General features: G+C 59.9%; 12 protein-coding genes. 4 read left to right on the forward strand and 8 right to left on the reverse strand.

Annotation, left to right across the window (positions count from 1 at the left end; genetic code table 11):
• Positions 1-199: 199 nt before the first annotated feature.
• Entirely contained in the window at positions 200-961 is a 762-nt protein-coding gene (locus IBT54_RS07925; protein WP_201251975.1) for a tRNA-(ms[2]io[6]A)-hydroxylase, read from the reverse strand.
• Positions 962-1,015: 54 nt separating this feature from the next.
• Positions 1,016-1,438 carry a ribonuclease E inhibitor RraB gene (gene rraB, locus IBT54_RS07930; RefSeq protein WP_013359940.1) on the reverse strand — a complete coding sequence of 141 codons (423 nt, stop codon included), beginning with the start codon at positions 1,436-1,438 and terminating at the stop codon, positions 1,016-1,018.
• A gap of 160 nt (positions 1,439-1,598) precedes the next feature.
• Between rraB and argF the strand changes: the two genes are divergently transcribed.
• The 4 genes from argF (at position 1,599) to ridA (ending at position 4,794) form a co-directional block, all read left to right on the forward strand.
• Positions 1,599-2,606: an ornithine carbamoyltransferase gene (gene argF, locus IBT54_RS07935; protein ID WP_201251976.1), complete on the forward strand. Its 1,008-nt coding sequence runs from the start codon at positions 1,599-1,601 to the stop codon at positions 2,604-2,606.
• Between the two features lie 317 nt (positions 2,607-2,923).
• Positions 2,924-3,859, forward strand: coding sequence for an aspartate carbamoyltransferase (gene pyrB / locus IBT54_RS07940; protein WP_147789326.1), 936 nt, complete (start codon positions 2,924-2,926; stop codon positions 3,857-3,859).
• Positions 3,860-3,870: 11 nt separating this feature from the next.
• Positions 3,871-4,335, forward strand: a complete 465-nt coding sequence (gene pyrI / locus IBT54_RS07945; RefSeq protein ID WP_010251684.1) for an aspartate carbamoyltransferase regulatory subunit — start codon at positions 3,871-3,873, stop codon at positions 4,333-4,335.
• Between the two features lie 72 nt (positions 4,336-4,407).
• The gene (gene ridA / locus IBT54_RS07950; RefSeq protein ID WP_013359937.1) at positions 4,408-4,794 is read left to right on the forward strand and encodes a 2-iminobutanoate/2-iminopropanoate deaminase; all 387 of its coding nucleotides are present in this window, start codon (positions 4,408-4,410) and stop codon (positions 4,792-4,794) included.
• Between the two features lie 49 nt (positions 4,795-4,843).
• Here ridA and lplT read toward each other — a convergent pair whose 3' ends face one another.
• From lplT to IBT54_RS07980, 6 genes are all read right to left on the reverse strand, one after another.
• Positions 4,844-6,034: a lysophospholipid transporter LplT gene (gene lplT / locus IBT54_RS07955; protein ID WP_201251977.1), complete on the reverse strand. Its 1,191-nt coding sequence runs from the start codon at positions 6,032-6,034 to the stop codon at positions 4,844-4,846.
• Positions 6,031-8,181, reverse strand: coding sequence for a bifunctional acyl-ACP--phospholipid O-acyltransferase/long-chain-fatty-acid--ACP ligase (aas, locus tag IBT54_RS07960; protein ID WP_110331251.1), 2,151 nt, complete (start codon positions 8,179-8,181; stop codon positions 6,031-6,033). Before aas ends, lplT begins: the two co-directional genes overlap by 4 nt.
• A 90-nt stretch (positions 8,182-8,271) precedes the next feature.
• The gene (locus IBT54_RS07965) at positions 8,272-9,657 is read right to left on the reverse strand and encodes an efflux transporter outer membrane subunit (protein WP_201251978.1); all 1,386 of its coding nucleotides are present in this window, start codon (positions 9,655-9,657) and stop codon (positions 8,272-8,274) included.
• A gap of 3 nt (positions 9,658-9,660) precedes the next feature.
• Positions 9,661-12,762, reverse strand: a complete 3,102-nt coding sequence (locus IBT54_RS07970; RefSeq protein WP_201251979.1) for an efflux RND transporter permease subunit — start codon at positions 12,760-12,762, stop codon at positions 9,661-9,663.
• The gene (locus tag IBT54_RS07975) at positions 12,759-15,986 is read right to left on the reverse strand and encodes an efflux RND transporter permease subunit (RefSeq protein WP_201251980.1); all 3,228 of its coding nucleotides are present in this window, start codon (positions 15,984-15,986) and stop codon (positions 12,759-12,761) included. The genes IBT54_RS07970 and IBT54_RS07975 overlap by 4 nt, the downstream gene beginning before the upstream one ends.
• Positions 15,983-17,191 (reverse strand): efflux RND transporter periplasmic adaptor subunit, encoded by a 1,209-nt coding sequence (locus IBT54_RS07980; RefSeq protein ID WP_095706305.1) that lies wholly within the window; start codon positions 17,189-17,191, stop codon positions 15,983-15,985. Before IBT54_RS07980 ends, IBT54_RS07975 begins: the two co-directional genes overlap by 4 nt.
• Positions 17,192-17,301 lie beyond the last annotated feature (110 nt).

Genomic DNA, 17,301 nt, shown 5'->3' on the forward strand with positions numbered 1-17,301 from the left:
GAGTCAGCGGGAAAAATATTTTATGTGAGGCATGGCACAGAAAAACGCCCGACAAAGCCGGAGTTATTAAATTAATACGTTACCTGAACATTTATTTCAGGCAAGGCTGCGCAAGTGAAAATGATAAAGTATTAAAAAGAACAACGGGGAAAATGGAGAAAATAAGGTGACACCCTGAGAGGGTGTCATCAGGCATGGCTTACCATGCCGGTACGCCACTGTGAAAACGTAATTCGTTATCGGGTTCGCTGATTAACCGCCCTTCTGTCACGCCAATCGCCTGAACCCGCGGCGCGATATCTTTACCGGCAATCTGTGCCGCCAGCATTAAATAGTCCTGATAATGCCGCGCTTCGGAGCGCAGCAGCGAAATATAGAACTTCGCCAGTTCATCATCAAGATACGGTGCCAGGCTGGCGAAACGCTCGCAGGATCGCGCCTCAATGTAAGCGCCACAAATCAGCTTATCCACCAGCGTTTCCGGCTCATGGGTGGTCACTTCGCGCAGCAGCGATTTGGCATAGCGGCTGGAGGTAATCTTCTGATAGACCAGCCCGCGCGACTGCATAATTTCCCACACCTGATAGAAGTGATGCAGCTCCTCTTTAATCAGCAGCACCATCTTCTCCACCAGCTCATCCGCCCACGGCAGCGCATTGCGCACAATAACGCTTTTCGTCAGGTTCTTATGGGCGTTGATAAAGTCGCTGTCGCCATCTTCGCGGAAAATAAAATCTTCATAGGGCTTCAGCCACGCCAGAATGGCGTCGTCGCTGGGTTTGTCGGCGACATATTTGCGGATCAGCCACACCGCGGTCTGGGCAGCTTTCAGCTCGCACACCAGATGGTCGGTTAACAGCAGAGTCAGGTTTTCCGGCTTGCGCGCCTCGTCAATCCAGGCCTGTGGCGTGCGGCAGTGCAGAAACTGATAGATCGGTTCAAGTAAGGGTGCGTAATTCATGATGTCAAAAGGGGTGGCAGAAGTGACAGGCGGAGAACGCTCCGCCCCGGCTACTTAGTGGCGAATACCATCATCATCTTCATCTTCGATGGCGTCGTCATCTTCGTCTTCATCTTCGGCATCAGGGTCTTCGAAATAGGTGCCCCAGCCGTCGTAGTCGACGTTGTACTTACCAATCAGGTTCACCAGCTGCTCAACCTGCACATCAATCAGTTCAGGCTTCAGCGCAGATTCGCTGATGATGTCGACGCACATCACGGTGGTGCCATCTTCCAGCTCCAGCTCTTCCGGCTCGGTCACTTCATAACCCAGCTTGAATGCATCAACCGCGGCTTTTTCCAGTGAATCAAAATTATTGCATGAGAGATGATGCTCGATGGTATAGAGCGCATCAGGATCGCTGCCATCCTCCAGCAGCTCTTCGATAATCTGCCGTGTCTCTTCCTGCTGCTCTTCCAGTAATGCTTCATATGCCATGACAATGTCCTCTCTGAGTTCGGCAATAATCAATTATTTTCCCACACTGCCTGTCGCGCCACTACACAAAACGAAAAGTTTATTAGCTCCAGACTTGAAAATGAATATTCATACGGTTAAATTGAATTTTAATTCATTTTAATGATTACCGGAGTGTTGTATGAGTCAACTGTATCAGCGCCATTTCCTCAGGCTTCTGGATTTTACCCCCGCCGAAATTGATCACCTGCTTTCCCTGTCCGCTGAGTTGAAACAGGCGAAAAAAAGCGCCAGCGAAGTGCAGTATCTGAAAGGCAAAAACATCGCGCTCATCTTCGAAAAAGACTCGACCCGTACCCGATGCTCTTTCGAAGTTGCCGCTTACGATCAGGGTGCAAACGTCACTTATCTCGGCCCGAGTGGCAGTCAGATCGGCCATAAAGAGTCAATGCGCGACACCGCGCGGGTGCTGGGCCGCATGTACGATGGCATTCAGTATCGCGGTTACGGTCAGGAGCTGGTAGAGACGCTGGCAGAACACGCCGGTGTGCCGGTGTGGAACGGTCTGACCACCGAGTTTCACCCAACCCAGCTGCTGGCTGACCTGCTGACCATGCAGGAGCATCTGCCGGGCAAAAAACTCAGCGAGATGACGCTGGTTTATGTGGGCGATGCGCGCAATAACATGGGTAACACCATGCTGGAAGCCGCCGCTCAGGTCGGTCTGGATCTGCGTCTGGTGGCCCCGAAAAGCTGCTGGCCAGAGGACGAACTGGTGGCGCAGTGCCGCGACGCTGCGCAGCAGACCGGTGGCAACATTACCCTCACCGAAGATATTGCTGATGGCGTAAAAGGCGCTGACTTTATCTACACCGACGTCTGGGTGTCGATGGGCGAAGCCAAAGAAGTCTGGGCCGAGCGTATTGCCCTGCTGCGTGACTATCAGGTTAATCGGGCGATGCTCGATCTGACCGGCAACCCGCAGGTGAAATTCCTGCACTGCCTGCCCGCCTTCCACGACGACCAGACCACACTGGGCCAGCAGATGGCAGAGCAGTACGATCTGCCCAACGGCATGGAAGTGAGCAACGAGGTATTTGAGTCGCCGCATAGCATTGTGTTTGACCAGGCCGAGAACCGGATGCACACCATTAAAGCGGTGATGGTCGCCACGCTGGGCCAACGCTGATCGAAGAGGTTCAGACGGGCTGAGGACGCTGAGTCACGTCCGCTGGTGAAGAGCGCGTCACCCGTCTGACGGCCCATGCGCGCTTAGCTGCTACCGAGGCGCAAACGTTTTCCTCTTGCCGCCCCACCACGAACGGGTATAATGCGGCCCAATTTGCCGGAGGAAATATGCGACAGCACAGCGGACAATTTAACGTTCAATCACGCCTGACCGCAGGCGGCGCTGCTGTTTCTTTCGGTCATCGACCCGATCTTAAAAAAGCCCCTTAATGAGGGGCTTTTTTTTGTCCGCAATCCGGCCGCGCAGAGGAGAGAGCTATGCCTAACCCGCTATATCGCAAGCACATTATTTCAATCAACGACCTCAGTCGTGAAGAGCTGGAACTGGCGCTGCACACCGCCGCAAAGTTGAAAGCCCATCCGCAGCCGGAACTGCTGAAGCACAAGGTTATCGCCAGCTGCTTCTTTGAGGCCTCGACCCGTACCCGCCTGTCGTTTGAAACTGCAATCCATCGCCTGGGCGCGTCAGCGGTGGGCTTTGCGGACGGCAGTAATACCTCGCTGGGCAAAAAAGGCGAAACCCTGGCCGACACCATTTCTGTCATCGGCACCTACGTTGATGCGATCGTGATGCGTCATCCGCAGGAGGGCGCGGCGCGACTGGCGACCGAGTTCTCCGGCGGCATCCCGATTCTTAATGCCGGTGACGGCGCAAACCAGCATCCGACCCAGACGCTGCTCGATCTCTTCACCATTCAGGAGACGCAGAGCCGTCTTAATCAGCTGAATGTGGCGATGGTCGGCGACCTGAAGTATGGCCGTACCGTGCACTCCCTGACACAGGCGCTGGCGAAATTTGATGGCAACCGTTTCTTTTTCATCGCACCCGATGCGCTGGCGATGCCGGCCTATATCACCGACATGCTGGATGAGAAGAACATCGCCTGGTCACGGCACGACAGTTTTGAAGAGGTGATGCCGCAGCTCGATATCCTCTACATGACCCGGGTGCAGAAAGAGCGGCTCGACCCGTCCGAATATGCCAACGTTAAAGCACAGTTCATTCTGCGCGCTGCCGACCTCAGCACAGCGCGCGACAACATGAAGGTGCTGCACCCGCTGCCGCGCATCGACGAGATCACCACCGATGTCGATAAAACCCCGTATGCCTGGTATTTCCAGCAGGCGGGTAACGGCATCTATGCGCGCCAGGCTCTGCTGGCACTGGTTTTAAACAGCGAACTCGCCCTGTAAGGAGAACCCCCATGACGCAGGACAACAAATTGCAGGTCGAAGCGATCAAACGCGGCACGGTCATCGACCATATTCCGGCGCAGATCGGCTTTAAACTGCTCTCCCTGTTCCGGCTGACCGAAACCGATCAGCGCATTACCATCGGTCTGAATCTGCCGTCGGGCGAGATGGGCCGCAAAGATCTGATCAAGATTGAGAACACCTTTCTCACCGACGATCAGGTGAATCAGCTGGCGGTCTATGCGCCGCACGCCACGGTTAACCGCATCGACGACTACGAAGTGGTGGCGAAGATCGCCCCGACGCTGCCGGATCACGTTGAACGGGTGCTGACCTGCCCGAACAGCAACTGCATCAGCCGCAGCGAGCCGGTCTTCTCCAGCTTTGCCGTGAAGCAGCGTGCCGACGATGTGCATCTGAAGTGCAAATATTGCGAGAAAGAGTTCGCCCGTCATGTGGTGCTGGGTCACTGGTAATCGCCCTGCCCGACCCTATAATGGGCTGCACCGGCGGCATCGCCGCCTGACGACATAATCAAAGGAGCCATGATGTCTCGTGAAATCAGTACGGAAAAAGCCCCTGCCGCTATCGGTCCCTATGTTCAGGGTGTCGATCTGGGCAGCATGATCATCACCTCAGGTCAGATCCCGGTCGATCCGGCGACTGGCCAGGTGGCAGATGACATTGCCGCACAGGCGCGTCAGTCACTGGAAAATGTGAAGGCGATTGTTGAAGCCGCGGGTCTGAAGGTGGGTGACATCGTGAAGACCACAGTGTTCGTGAAGGACCTGAATGATTTCGCCACGGTCAACGCGACCTATGAAGCGTTTTTCACCGAGCATGAAGCTAACTTCCCGGCGCGTTCCTGTGTTGAAGTGGCGCGTCTGCCAAAAGATGTGAAGATCGAAATCGAAGCGATTGCCGTCCGTCGCTAAGCCTCACGCCGCCTCTTCCCGCGTAAGCCGGAGAGAGGCGGCGAATTTGTTACCGCTTAGCCGGTCGCCATAGCCACAGCACCGTAATCGCCAGCGCAAACAGCACGCCAAAACCGACGCCCGTCGCCACCGCAGGGGCTCCCGCCTTAATCGCCAGCGTATAGAGCCCCAGCATGATCAGCATGGCGCTGTTCTCGCCCAGGTTCTGAACCGCAATCGCATTGCCTGACCCGACGCTCTCTTTGCCGCGCGCCTGCAGCAGCGCATTCAGCGGCACCACAAAGAAACCGCCCAGCGCACCAATCAGCATCAGCACCAGATAAGCATTCATCAGGGAGTGCTGCAGCGCGAAGAGCACCACCATCACGCCAATCAGCACACCAGCTGGCATGCAGCGACGCACGGTCTCCAGCGTGACCAGCTTCGCCGCCGCCGCCGCGCCAATCACAATGCCGATCGCCACCATCGCATTTAGCGTGGTTGGCGTGGTGTTGTCATTGATGCCCAGCGCCACCGGCACCCAGAGCACCAGCAGGAAACGCAGCGTCACGCCTGCGCCCCAGAACAGGCTGGTGCCGAGCAGCGAGAAGCGCGTCTCTGCGTCACGCCACAGCAGCGCAGCGGCACTGAAGAAACTGCGCGTCATCACGCCAAACTGCCAGCTCTGACCCGGCCGTGCCGCCTGAAGTTTCGGGATAAACAGGTTCGCGATCACGGCGATACCGTAGGTCAGCGCACAGATCCCCAGTGCCGCCAGAATATGCCAGTCAGCCAGCATACCGCCTGCCACCGAGCCAAGCAGAATGGCGGCGATGGTCGACGCCTCCATCAGCCCGTTGGCTTTCACCAGCTTCTCGCCGTGAGTGATCTCACCGAGGATGCCATATTTGGCCGGTGAGTAGGCCGCTGCGCCCGCGCCCACCAGCGTGTAGCCGAGGAAGGGATTGAAGCCGAAGCAGATCACCAGCGCGCCCAGCAGCTTCAGGCTGTTGGCGAGCATCATCACCCGCCCTTTCGCCATGCTGTCCGCCACCTGCCCGACAAACGGTGCCAGCAGAATGTAGGCTGCAACAAACAGCATCTGTAATACCGGCTGGCTCCACTCGGGATAGAACTGACTTTTCAGCACCGCCAGCGTGGCAAACAGCAGCGCGTTATCGCCGAAGGCCGAAAAGAACTGGGCGATAATCACGGCAATCATGCCGCGCGACATCAGCGGCGCATTACGATCAAGGCTCATGCCTGCTCCTCTTCCGCCATTTTTTTCAGCGTGACGTAGTCGGGTTTACCGCTGCCCAGCTGCGGCAGCTGCTTCATGACACGGATATCACGCGGCAGTGCCAGCTCTGGTGCACCCAGCTCGCGGGCCGCTTTCTGCAGCCTGTCGCGCGCCAGCTCAGCATCGGTGGTGAACAGCACCAGTGCCTCACCGCGCTGACCATCCGGGCGCAGTGAAGCGGCGTGCTGTTTGTCCGGTGACGCTTTAAGGGCGATCTGCTCGACGATCTCCAGTGACACCATCTCACCGGCAATCTTCGCAAAGCGTTTGGCACGGCCCTGAATCTGGCAGAAGCCGCCTTCATCGAAGCTGACGATATCGCCGGTGTCATACCAGCCCGCTTCCATATTGCCTTCACCATCGTCGGCGGCCGGTGCTTCCAGCACGCCAGGATTTTCGACCCGCAGATAGCCCTTCATCACGTTCGGCCCACGCAGTTGCAGGCGTCCGCCGTGCTCAATGCCCGGCACCGACATCAGTCGTGAATCCATGCCCGGCAGAATGCGCCCCACGGTGTGCGTCTTCGCCGCCATCGGCACGTTAATCGCCACAACCGGTGCGCACTCGGTTACGCCGTAGCCTTCGAGAATGCGAATGCCATACTTCTCGATGTAGAGCTGACGGGTGTTCTCCTGCAGCTTCTCCGCACCCGCGACCACATAGCGCAGACGGGCAAAATCATAGGGCGCGGCAAAGCGCGCGTAGTTACCCAGGAAGGTTGAGGTGCCAAACAGCACGGTGCAGTTACGGTCATAAACCAGCTCCGGCACGATGCGATAGTGCAGCGGGCTGGGATAGAGGAAGACCTGTGCGCCGGTCATCAGCGGCGTAAACAGCCCGACGGTCAGACCAAACGCATGGAACAGCGGCAGCGCCGACATAAAGCGGTCGCGCGGGGTGAAGTCCGCGATGGTGCGGATCTGCTCAACGTTTGCCAGCAGGCTTTTATGCGAGTGCACCACCCCTTTAGGGTTGCCTTCCGAGCCGGAGGTAAACAGCACCATCGCGGCGTCTTCCGGCTGCTGAGGCAGCTGGGCGCGATGCGGCATCAGCAGATGCGCGAGGATCCACAGTTTGTCCTTGCCGGTGACGGTATCTTTCAGATCTTCCAGGTAGATCCACTGCACATCGTCCAGCCCCTGCGGCAGATGCCACAGGTTGCCTTTGTCCAGGAACTGCCGTGATGTGAAGACGGTTTTGATCTGCGCGGCGGTCAGTGCAGCCCGCATGCCGTTAACGCCTGCGCTGTAGTTGAGCATTGCCGGAACACGCCCGCGCAGGGTGGCCCCGAAAATCGCTGCTGCTGTCACAGTGGTATTGGGCAGCAGCAGCCCCACCACTTCACGCGGCTGGCTGTAGCGCTCCAGAATACGGCCCACGCCCAGCGACTTCTTCAGCAGTCCGGTGTAGCTGTCGGGTTTGAAATTCACATCTTCGATGCAGCGCTTAAACGCGCCATAGCGTGTCCGCGCCGCCAGAAACGCCTCAAACAGGGTTTCACGCGGACGCACCGCCATGCGCGCTTCCATCATCACGTGATGCAGATGCTCCCCGGCCAGCACGCGCCGGTCGCGCGCCCGTTTCGCCTCCGGCATCGGAATGCGGGTCGCGGGCAGAATGGTCAGGGTGATGCGCGGGAACAGGCGACGTTTGAACACGCCCGCCAGACGACCGAACGGCGTGTATTCAGCGCCTTCGATGCGCATCGGCACCACATTCGCGCCTGAACGCGCGGCGACAAAGCCGGCCCCGCTGTAGATCTTCATCAGCGATCCGGTCACGGTTATCCGGCCTTCCGGGAAGATCACTACCGGACGGCCCGTATCAATCAGCCGTACCAGCTGCTTCAGCGCCATAGGCCGGGTCGGATCCAGCGGCACAAAGTCGATAAAGGGTTTAATCAGACGCATAAACCAGCTTTCGCTGATGGTCGAGTAGACGGCGAATACCGGTTTAATCGGTAAAAAGAGCGCCAGCAGCATGCCGTCGAGAAACGACATATGGTTCGGCGTGATTAATACCTTCTGCTTATGCAGTTCGGCGACGTCGCCACGCAGTTCGACCCGCCATAACAGGCGAAATATCAGGCGTAAAAGTGTGAAAGCCATGCCGGTTCCTTAGCATCGTGAAAATTAGCCCCTCACGATGCAGGATTTGACGCGGTTCGACAACCGAATTATCGGCAGTCTGACGCGGCTTCAGGGGGCCTGCCAGCCACCGCCGAGCGCGGCAATCAGCGCCACGCTGCTGACCCACTGCGTGCTCTGCAGCGTCAGCAAACTCTGCTGCGCACTCAGGCTGCTGTTCTCAGTGGTCGCTACATCCAGGTAGTTAATCATACCCGCCTCATACTGCAGACGCGTCACCCGCGCCGAGGTCTGTGCAGCATCGGTGGCGCGCTGCTGTGCGGCGATTTCGCCCTGCAGCGTGTTCAGCTCCACCAGCTTATCTTCCACTTCCTGCATCGCGGACAGCACCGTCTGACGATAGGTCGCGACGCTGGCATCCCAGCCAGCCCGCGCCTGATCGACTTTGGCAGAGGTCGCGCCCGCGTCAAGCAGCGTGCCGCTCAGCTCCGGCCCCAGCGACCAGACGCGGTTCGGCAGTGAGAACAGCGAATGCAGCACCGAAGCGCTGACGCCACCGCTGGCGCTCAGGGTCAGGTCGGGATAGTAACCGGCCACCGCCACACCCACGGCGGCATTGGCGGCGGCCATGTTACGTTCGGCGTACGCAATGTCGGGACGGCGCTGCAGCAGCTCGCCCGGCAGGGCCGCCGGTATCGCAGGCAGCGTGGCGGTCAGCGGCGCGGCGGCCAGGCTAAAGTCGGCGGGGGCTTTGCCGATCAGCAGCGCAATGGCGTGCTCCATCTGCGCGCGCTGCCACTGGTAATCCTGCGCCGAGGCGCTGGCATTCTCCAGTTGCAGCTGCGCCTGAGCCAGAGTCGCCCGCGACGCGGTGCCCGCCTGATACTGGCTGGTAATGACGTTCAGGTAGCGCTGATAGGCGTCAACGCTCTGCTGATAGCGCGCGATTTTCTGATCCATGATGCGCAGCTGGAAATAGTCCTGCGCCAGCTCAGACTGGGCGCTCAGGGTGATATTGGCCAGTTCCGCCGCACTGGCCGCGGCGCTGGCGCGGTCCTCCTCCAGCGTGCGCCGCAGTTTGCCCCACAGATCCAGCTCCCAGCTGGCACTCAGCTCCGCCTGATGGCTGCTGCTGGTGGTGCGAACGCTGCTGTTGGTTGCATGGCTGCCGCTGCGCGTCACACTGCCGTCATAGCCCAGCGAAGGAAACAGCGCCGCGCGAGACTCCGCCGCCAGCGCCTGCGCCTGCCGGTACTGCGCGGCATAGGTCGCCACATTCTGATTCGACACGCTGACCTGGCTCAGCAGCCCGCCCAGCGTGGCGTCGTGATAGACCGCCCACCATTCGCCTTTGCTTTGCGCATCCAGCGGCGTCGCCTGCTGCCAGCCTTTCGCCTCTTTATAGTGAACCGGCATCGCCACCGCCGGGCGCTGATAATCGGGACCAACGCTACAGCCAGCCAGCAGCAGCACAATAAACGGGATAAGAGATTTCATGGATCAGGATTCCGCATGGCGCAGACGACGCCATTGACGTTGAGTGGCACGACCCAGACGGTCGAGCCACAGATAAACAACCGGTGTGGTAAACAGCGTCAGCAGCTGGCTGAGCGCAAGACCGCCCGCGATGGCAATCCCCAGCGGACTGCGCAGATCGGCATCCCCGCCACTGCCCAGCGCCAGCGGCAACGCGCCGAAAAAGGCGGCCAGCGTAGTCATCATGATCGGCCGGAAGCGCATCAGACACGCCTGGGTGATCGCCTGCTGCGGCGACATGCCCTGCCGCCGTTCCGCGTCGATGGCAAAATCGATCATCATGATGGCGTTCTTTTTCACGATGCCAATCAGCAGGATGATGCCAATCAGCGCGATCACCGTGAGCTGCGTGTTGGTCAGCAGTAGCAGTAACAGCGCGCCGACGCCCGCAGACGGCAGCGTCGAAAGAATGGTCAGCGGATGGATGTAGCTCTCGTAGAGCACGCCGAGCACGATATAGACCGCTGCCAGCGCCGCCAGAATCAGCCACGGCATGGTGGCGGTCAGCTGGGAAAAGGCGGCGGCGGTACCGGCAAAACCGGCATGAATGGTCGATGGCAGGCCCAGCTTCGCCATCGCCTGTTTAATCAGACCCTGCGCCTGCTCCAGTGAAACGCCATCATTGAGATTGAACGCCACCGTGCTGGTCGCTGACTGGCCCTGATGGGCCACCGACAGCGGCGCATTGCCGCCGCTGAAGCGGGCAAAGGCGGAGAGCGGCACGCGGTCACCGCTGTCGTTAATCACATAGAGCTGCTGCAGCGTCTCCGGATTCGCGGTGTCGCTGTCCTGCAGCGACATCACCACGTGATACTGATTCAGGGTGTGATAGAGCGTAGCGATCTGCCGCTGGCTGAACGCATTATTCAGCAGCGTATCGAGCATTTTCACGTTGACGCCCAGCCGGGTCGCTCGGTCGCGGTCGATGGTCAGTTCCACCTCCTGACCGCCGGTCTGCGAGTCGGAGTCTACGCTGTTGAGCTGAGGGATCGCCGCCAGCGCCGCCTGCACTTTCGGCGTCCAGATCCGCAGCAGATCAAGATCGTCTGCCTGCAGACTGTACTGATACGTGGCGTTAGCGCTGCGTCCGCCAATGTGCAGATCCTGCGCCGCCATCAGGAACATCTGCGCCCCGGCAATGTGGCTGGTTTTACGCGTCAGCCGGTTGGCCACTTCGGTGGCCGTGGCATCGCGCTGGTCAAAGTCCTTCAGCCGCACGAAGAAGTTGGCGCTGTTGCGGGAGCCAAACATCCCGCTGCCCATTGACGACATTACGCTCTCGACCGCCGGGTCTTCCTGAATGATCTTCGTGAACATCAGCATTTTCGGCTTCATCGCCTGAAATGAAATATTCTGATCGGCGCGCAGCGCGCCCATCAGTAGCCCGGTGTCCTGATTAGGGAAGAAGCCCTTCTGCACTACGGTAAAGAGAAAAACATTCAGCAGCACGGTCAGCAGCAGACTGAGCAGCGTCAGTTTCTGATGGCGCATCACCCAGGCCAGCCCGCGCCCGTAGGCGGCCAGCAGGCGGTTCAGCTGATTTTCAATAAACTGATAAAGCGGATGCGGCCGCTGGCTGACGGACGGCTTTGGTTTCAGCAGACGTGCGCAGAGCATCGGCGTCAGGCTGAGCGAGACAAACAGCGAGATCAGCAGCGACACGGTGAGCGTCACGGCAAACTCGCGGAACAACCGTCCGACAATGCTGCCCATCAGCAGGATCGGGATGAACACCGCGATCAGCGACACGGTCATCGACAGCACGGTGAAACTCACCTCCTGCGCTCCGCGCAGCGCCGCCCGCAGCGGGCTCAGCCCGCGCTCAATGTGACGCGTGATGTTCTCCAGCACCACAATCGCATCATCCACCACGAAGCCGGTGGAGATAATCAGCGCCATCAGCGACAGGTTATCCAGGCTGTATCCCAGCAGGTACATCACCGCGCAGGTGCCGATCAGCGACACCGGCAGCGCCAGTGCCGGAATGATCACCGCCTGCAGATTGCGCAGGAAAATAAACACTACCGCAATGACCAGCAGCACCGCGATCAGCAGCGTCTCTTCGGTATCATACAGCGAGGCGCGCACGCCGGGCGAGCGGTCAACCACCACTTTCAGCTGGCTGTCCGCGGGCAGGCTCTTTTCCAGCAGCGGCAGCTGCGCTTTTATCGCGTCGATGGTTTCGAGCATATTAGCGCCCGCCTGACGTTTGATGCCGATCATCACCGCAGGCGTGGCATTCAGAAATCCCGCCTGGTAGCGATCTTCCACCGAATCATAGACCGTGGCAACGTCGCGCAGCCGCACCGCCTTGCCCTGCTGATACGTGACGATCAGATCGCGATAGCTGGCGGCCTTTTCCAGCTGGCCGTTGCTGTCCACCAGCCACGACTGGTCACTGCCCTGCAGGATTCCCTTGGGCAGATTGGTGGTGCTGTTGGCAACGGCGGCACGCACCGTCTCCAGCGAGATGCCGTAATGGGTCAGCTTCAGCGGCTGCAGATCAATCCGCACCGCGGGTAAGGCGCTGCCCATCAGCGACACTTCGCCCACGCCCTGCACCTGTCCCATCGCCTGTTCGATCTTGCTCTCCGCCAGATCGTAAAGCTCGCCGGGCGTGCGGGTGGCAGAGGTCAGCGCCAGCATCACAATCGGCGCGTCTGACGGATTGGCTTTGCGATAGGTCGGCAGCGAGGCCATCGCGCTCGGCAGCAGGCTGCGCGACGCGTTGATCGCCGCCTGCACGTCGCGTGCCGCGCCATTGATATCACGGTCCAGCTCAAACTGCAGGATGATGCTGCTGGAGCCCTGCGAACTGCTGGAGGTCATCTCACTGATACCCGCAATCTGCCCCAGCGAACGTTCCAGCGGGGTGGCGACCGTCGCCGCCATAGTTTCCGGGCTGGCTCCCGCCAGGCTGGCGCTGACCATGATGGTCGGAAAATCGACCTGCGGCAGCGGTGCCACCGGCAGCAGCCGGTAGCCCAGCGCGCCGAGCAGCAGGATCGCCAGCGTCAGCAGCAGCGTCGCCACCGGACGAAAGATGAATAGCCGGGTCAGATTCATTGCCCGCTCCGCGCCTGCTGCTGACGGCGTTTCACCCAGGCGTTGCCGCGCTGCGCCAGCCCGTCAAACCAGAGGTAGATGACCGGCGTGGAGAAGAGCGTCAGCACCTGACTGACAATCAGCCCGCCGACAATCACCAGCCCCAGCGGCTGACGCAGTTCGGCACCCGAGCCGGAGGCGAGCATCAGCGGTAGCGCGCCAAGCAGCGCCGCCATCGTCGTCATCAGGATCGGGCGGAAGCGCAGCAGGCAGGCCTGATGAATCGCCTCACGCGCGCTCAGGTGCTGCTGATGTTCCGCCTCCAGTGCGAAGTCGATCATCATAATGGCGTTCTTTTTCACGATGCCGATCAGCAGGATGACGCCAATCAGCGCAATCAGGCTGAACTCCGTGCCCGCCAGCAGCAGCGTCAGCAGGGCGCCCACCGCCGCCGACGGCAGCGTAGAGAGAATCGTGACCGGATGGATAAAGCTTTCGTAGAGGATACCGAGCACCACATACATGGTGATCAGCGCCGCCAGAATCAGCCACAGCGTGTTGCCGGTGGCGCTCTGGAACGCCGAGGTTTCCCCCTGATAGCGCAGCGTGGTGCTCTCCGGCAGCTGCAGCTGCTGGCGCACCTCTGCAATTGCCCGCTGACCATCCTCCAGCGAGTAGCCTGGATTAAGGTTGAATGAGATCATCACCGCCGGGAACTGATTCAGCCCCATGTGCATCAGCGAGCCGGTGCGCTGATGAATCGTCGCGATAGAGGTGAGTTTCACCATCCCGCTGCTGGCCGTGGTGCTGTCCGAACCTGAGGTGGACGTCGACGTTGATGAAGAGGTGGATGAAGAGGTGGACGAAGAGGCAGATGACGTCGTGCTGGTGGATGACGACGTTGAACTGCTGCTGGTGGACGGCTGCAGATAAACATCATCAAACGACGCCGGCCCCTGCTGGTAAGCCGGCGCTACTTCCAGCACCACCCGATACTGATTCGACTGGGTAAAAATGGTCGAGACCAGACGCTGACCAAACGCGTTATAGAGCGCAGTGTCCACGTCCGATGCGGTAATGCCGAAGCGCGCCGCTTTGTCGCGGTTCAGCTCCACGTAAGAGACACGCCCCTGATCCTGCAGGTTACTCACCACGCCATTAAACTCGGGCCGCTGCTGCAAGGCAGCCACCAGTTTCGGCGACGTGCGGACCAGATTTTCACTGTCGGCGTCGTCGAGGGTGAACTGATACTGACTCGGCGATACCTGATCGTTGACGGTGAGATCCTGCGCTGGCTGCAGATAGAGCCGGATACCCGGCACGCTGGCGGTCGCCTGGTTCAGCTGGCTGATGACCTGGCTGGCACTGAGATCACGCGAGCCAAACGGCTTAAGGTTGATCTGCAACCGTCCGCTGTTGAGACTGGTGTTGGTGCCGTCGATACCGATGGTCGATGAGACGCTCTCCACCGCCGGGTTTGTCAGGATAAGTTTAGAGAGCGCCTGCTGGCGCGAGGCCATGGCGTTAAACGAGACATCCTGAGAGGCAACGGTGACGCCCTGAATCAGCCCGGTATCCTGCGTCGGGAAGAAGCCTTTCGGCACCATCAGATAGAGCAGCGCCGTCAGCCCGAAGGTCGCCAGCGCCACCAGCAGCGTCAGTTTCTGATGATTCAGCACCATGGTCAGCAGCCGGTCATAGCCGCGCACCAGCCGGTCAAACAGCGCGCCGCCCTTGCGGGCAAAGGTTGACTGCTGCTCTGGCGGAATGTGCCGCAGCAGATACGCGCACAGCATCGGGGTCAGCGTCAGTGACACCAGCATCGACACCAGGATCGCCACCGCCAGCGTAATCGCGAACTCCCGGAACAGCCGCCCGACCACATCGCCCATAAACAGCAGCGGGATCAGCACCGCAATCAGGGAAAAGGTCAGCGAGATGATGGTGAAGCCAATCTGCTGTGAGCCTTTTAGCGCCGCCTCCATCGGTGACTCGCCCTGCTCCAGCCGCCGGGAGATGTTCTCGACCACCACGATCGCGTCATCGATGACAAAGCCGGTGGCGATGGTCAGCGCCATCAGCGACAGATTATTCAGGCTGAAGCCCGCCAGATACATCACGCCAAAGGTGCTAACCAGCGACAGCGGCACCGCCACGCTCGGGATCAGCGTGGCGGCCACGTTGCGCAGGAACAGGAAGGTCACCATCACCACCAGCGCAATCGACAGCATCAGCTCAAACTGCACGTCGCTGATTGAGGCGCGAATGGTCTGGGTGCGGTCGGAGAGAATGGTCATCTTTACCCCGTCCGGCAGCGCCGCCTGCAGTGCGGGAAGCTGCGCCTTGATGTTGTCCACCACCTGAATAACGTTTGCGCCGGGCTGGCGCTGCACGCTGATGACAATCGCGGGCTGGTTATTGGCCCATGCGGACTGGAAGCTGTTCTCCGGACCCTGCTCAATATGGGCGATATCTTTCAGGCGCAGCGCCGCGCCGTTCTCGTAAGTGAGGATCAGGTTGCCGTACTCTTCGGCGGTACGCAGCTGATCGTTGGCGTCGATGGTGACCGAATGATATTTGCCGTCAAAGCCGCCTTTGGAGCCATTGACGTTGCTGTTGCCGATCAGCGTATTCACCGCCTCCAGCGTCAGATGATGCGCCGCCAGCGCCTGCGGGTTCATCTGCACCCGAATCGCGGGCTGATGACCGCCCGCCAGCGTCACCATGCCGACGCCGGAAATCTGCGACAGCTTCAGCGCCACCCGGGTATTCACCAGATCCTGCACCTCTGTCAGCGGCAGCGTGTCTGAACTGGCTGCCAGCGTCACCACCGCGCTGTCCGCCGGATTGACCTTTTTGTAGGTCGGCGGATTAGGCAGATCGTCAGGCAGCAGGTTATTTGCCGCATTAATGGCCGCCTGCACCTCCTGCTCGGCGACATCCAGCGACAGATCCAGGCTGAACTTCAGAGTAATGATTGACGAGCCGCTGGCGCTGGTGGAGCTCATCTGGCTCAGCCCCGCCATCTGCCCTAGCTGGCGCTCCAGCGGTGAGGTGACCGACGATGCCATGACATCCGGGCTGGCGCCAGGATAGAGCGTGGTGACCTGAATGGTCGGATAGTCGACCTGCGGCAACGCCGAGGTCGACAGGAATTTATAGGCGAAGATGCCCGCGATCAGCACGCCGACCATCAGCAGAATGGTGGCGACCGGACGCAGAATAAACAGGCGAGACGGGTTCATTTCGATACAGCACCGGCAGCGGGCGTCTCATCCGCCAGCGTGACTTTGCTGCCGCTGGTCAGACGATCGATCCCTTCCGTTACCAGCCGATCGCCCGGCGAAACGCCACTGAGGATCGCCTGCTGATCGTCGCCGAACGCCGGGCCGGTGGTGACCGCTTTGCGCGTGACGGTGTGATCTTTGTTGATCACAAAGACGAAGCTGCCATCGCTGCTGAGCTGCAGCGCCTGCGCCGGGATCACCGTCACGCCTTTCAGCACCCGGGTCTGCAGCCTGATATTCACAAACTGGTTAGCAAACAGCGCTTCATCCTGGTTGGCAAACATCGCCTTCAGCGCCACGGTGCCGGTGGCGGTGTCGATCTGGTTGCTGATGAACTTCACTTCGCCGCTGGCGAGCGGATGCTGATTGTCCTGATCGAACAGCGTGGCGGGCAGGCTCTGTCCCTGATGCAGCACGCTGACCAGCGCCGGGATGTCGCTTTGTGGCACGCTGAAGGTCACGGCAGCGGGCTGCATCTGCGTAATGGTGACCAGGCCGGTACTGCTGGAGCTCTGTACCATGTTGCCGGGATCGACCTGACGCAGGCCGACACGCCCGCTGATCGGGGCGGTAATCCGGGCATACTCAATGCTCAGCTTCGCACTGGCAATCTGCGCCTGATCGGCGGCGACAGCGCCGCGATACTGCCCGACGGTGGCAATCTGACTGTCCAGATCCTGACGCGCCAGCGCATCCTGCGCCGCCAGTTTGCGGTAACGCGTCAGCGTCAGCTCGGCACTTTTCAGCAGCGCCTGGTTTTCGCTGAGTTCAGCCTGATACTGGTTCAGCGTCGCCTGATAGCTGCGCGGATCGATCTGCGCCAGCAGTTGCCCGGCGCTGACCTTCTGCCCTTCAGTGAAGAAAACCTGCTCCAGCTGACCATCAACGCGGCTGGTCACCGTCACGCTGGCGTTGGGGATCACCGTGCCGAGCGCATTCAGCCATACTGGCACATCCGCCGTGCTGGCGACGCCGCTGTGAACCAGCGTTGCACCGCCGCCCATCATGCCAGGCGCACCCGGTCTGCCCGGCGGCATTCCCTCACCCGGCCCGTGCCCCGAAGAGAGCAGACGCCAGATAACGCCCGCGACAATCACAACAACCAGCAACAGGAGCAGCCATTTAAGCCCAAAGGAACGCGCGGGGCGAGAAAGGTGAGTCATCGTCGAACTCTTCAGATAAGCAGAAAAAGAAATCCCGGAACGTGCGGAATGCGGCAGTGAAAACCGGTTGTGGCGAGCAAAAAAACGCCAGGCGTCACGGCGGCCATTAT

The organism is Pantoea sp. S62 (assembly GCF_016658625.1).
In the GTDB taxonomy this organism is placed as follows: domain Bacteria; phylum Pseudomonadota; class Gammaproteobacteria; order Enterobacterales; family Enterobacteriaceae; genus Pantoea; species Pantoea vagans.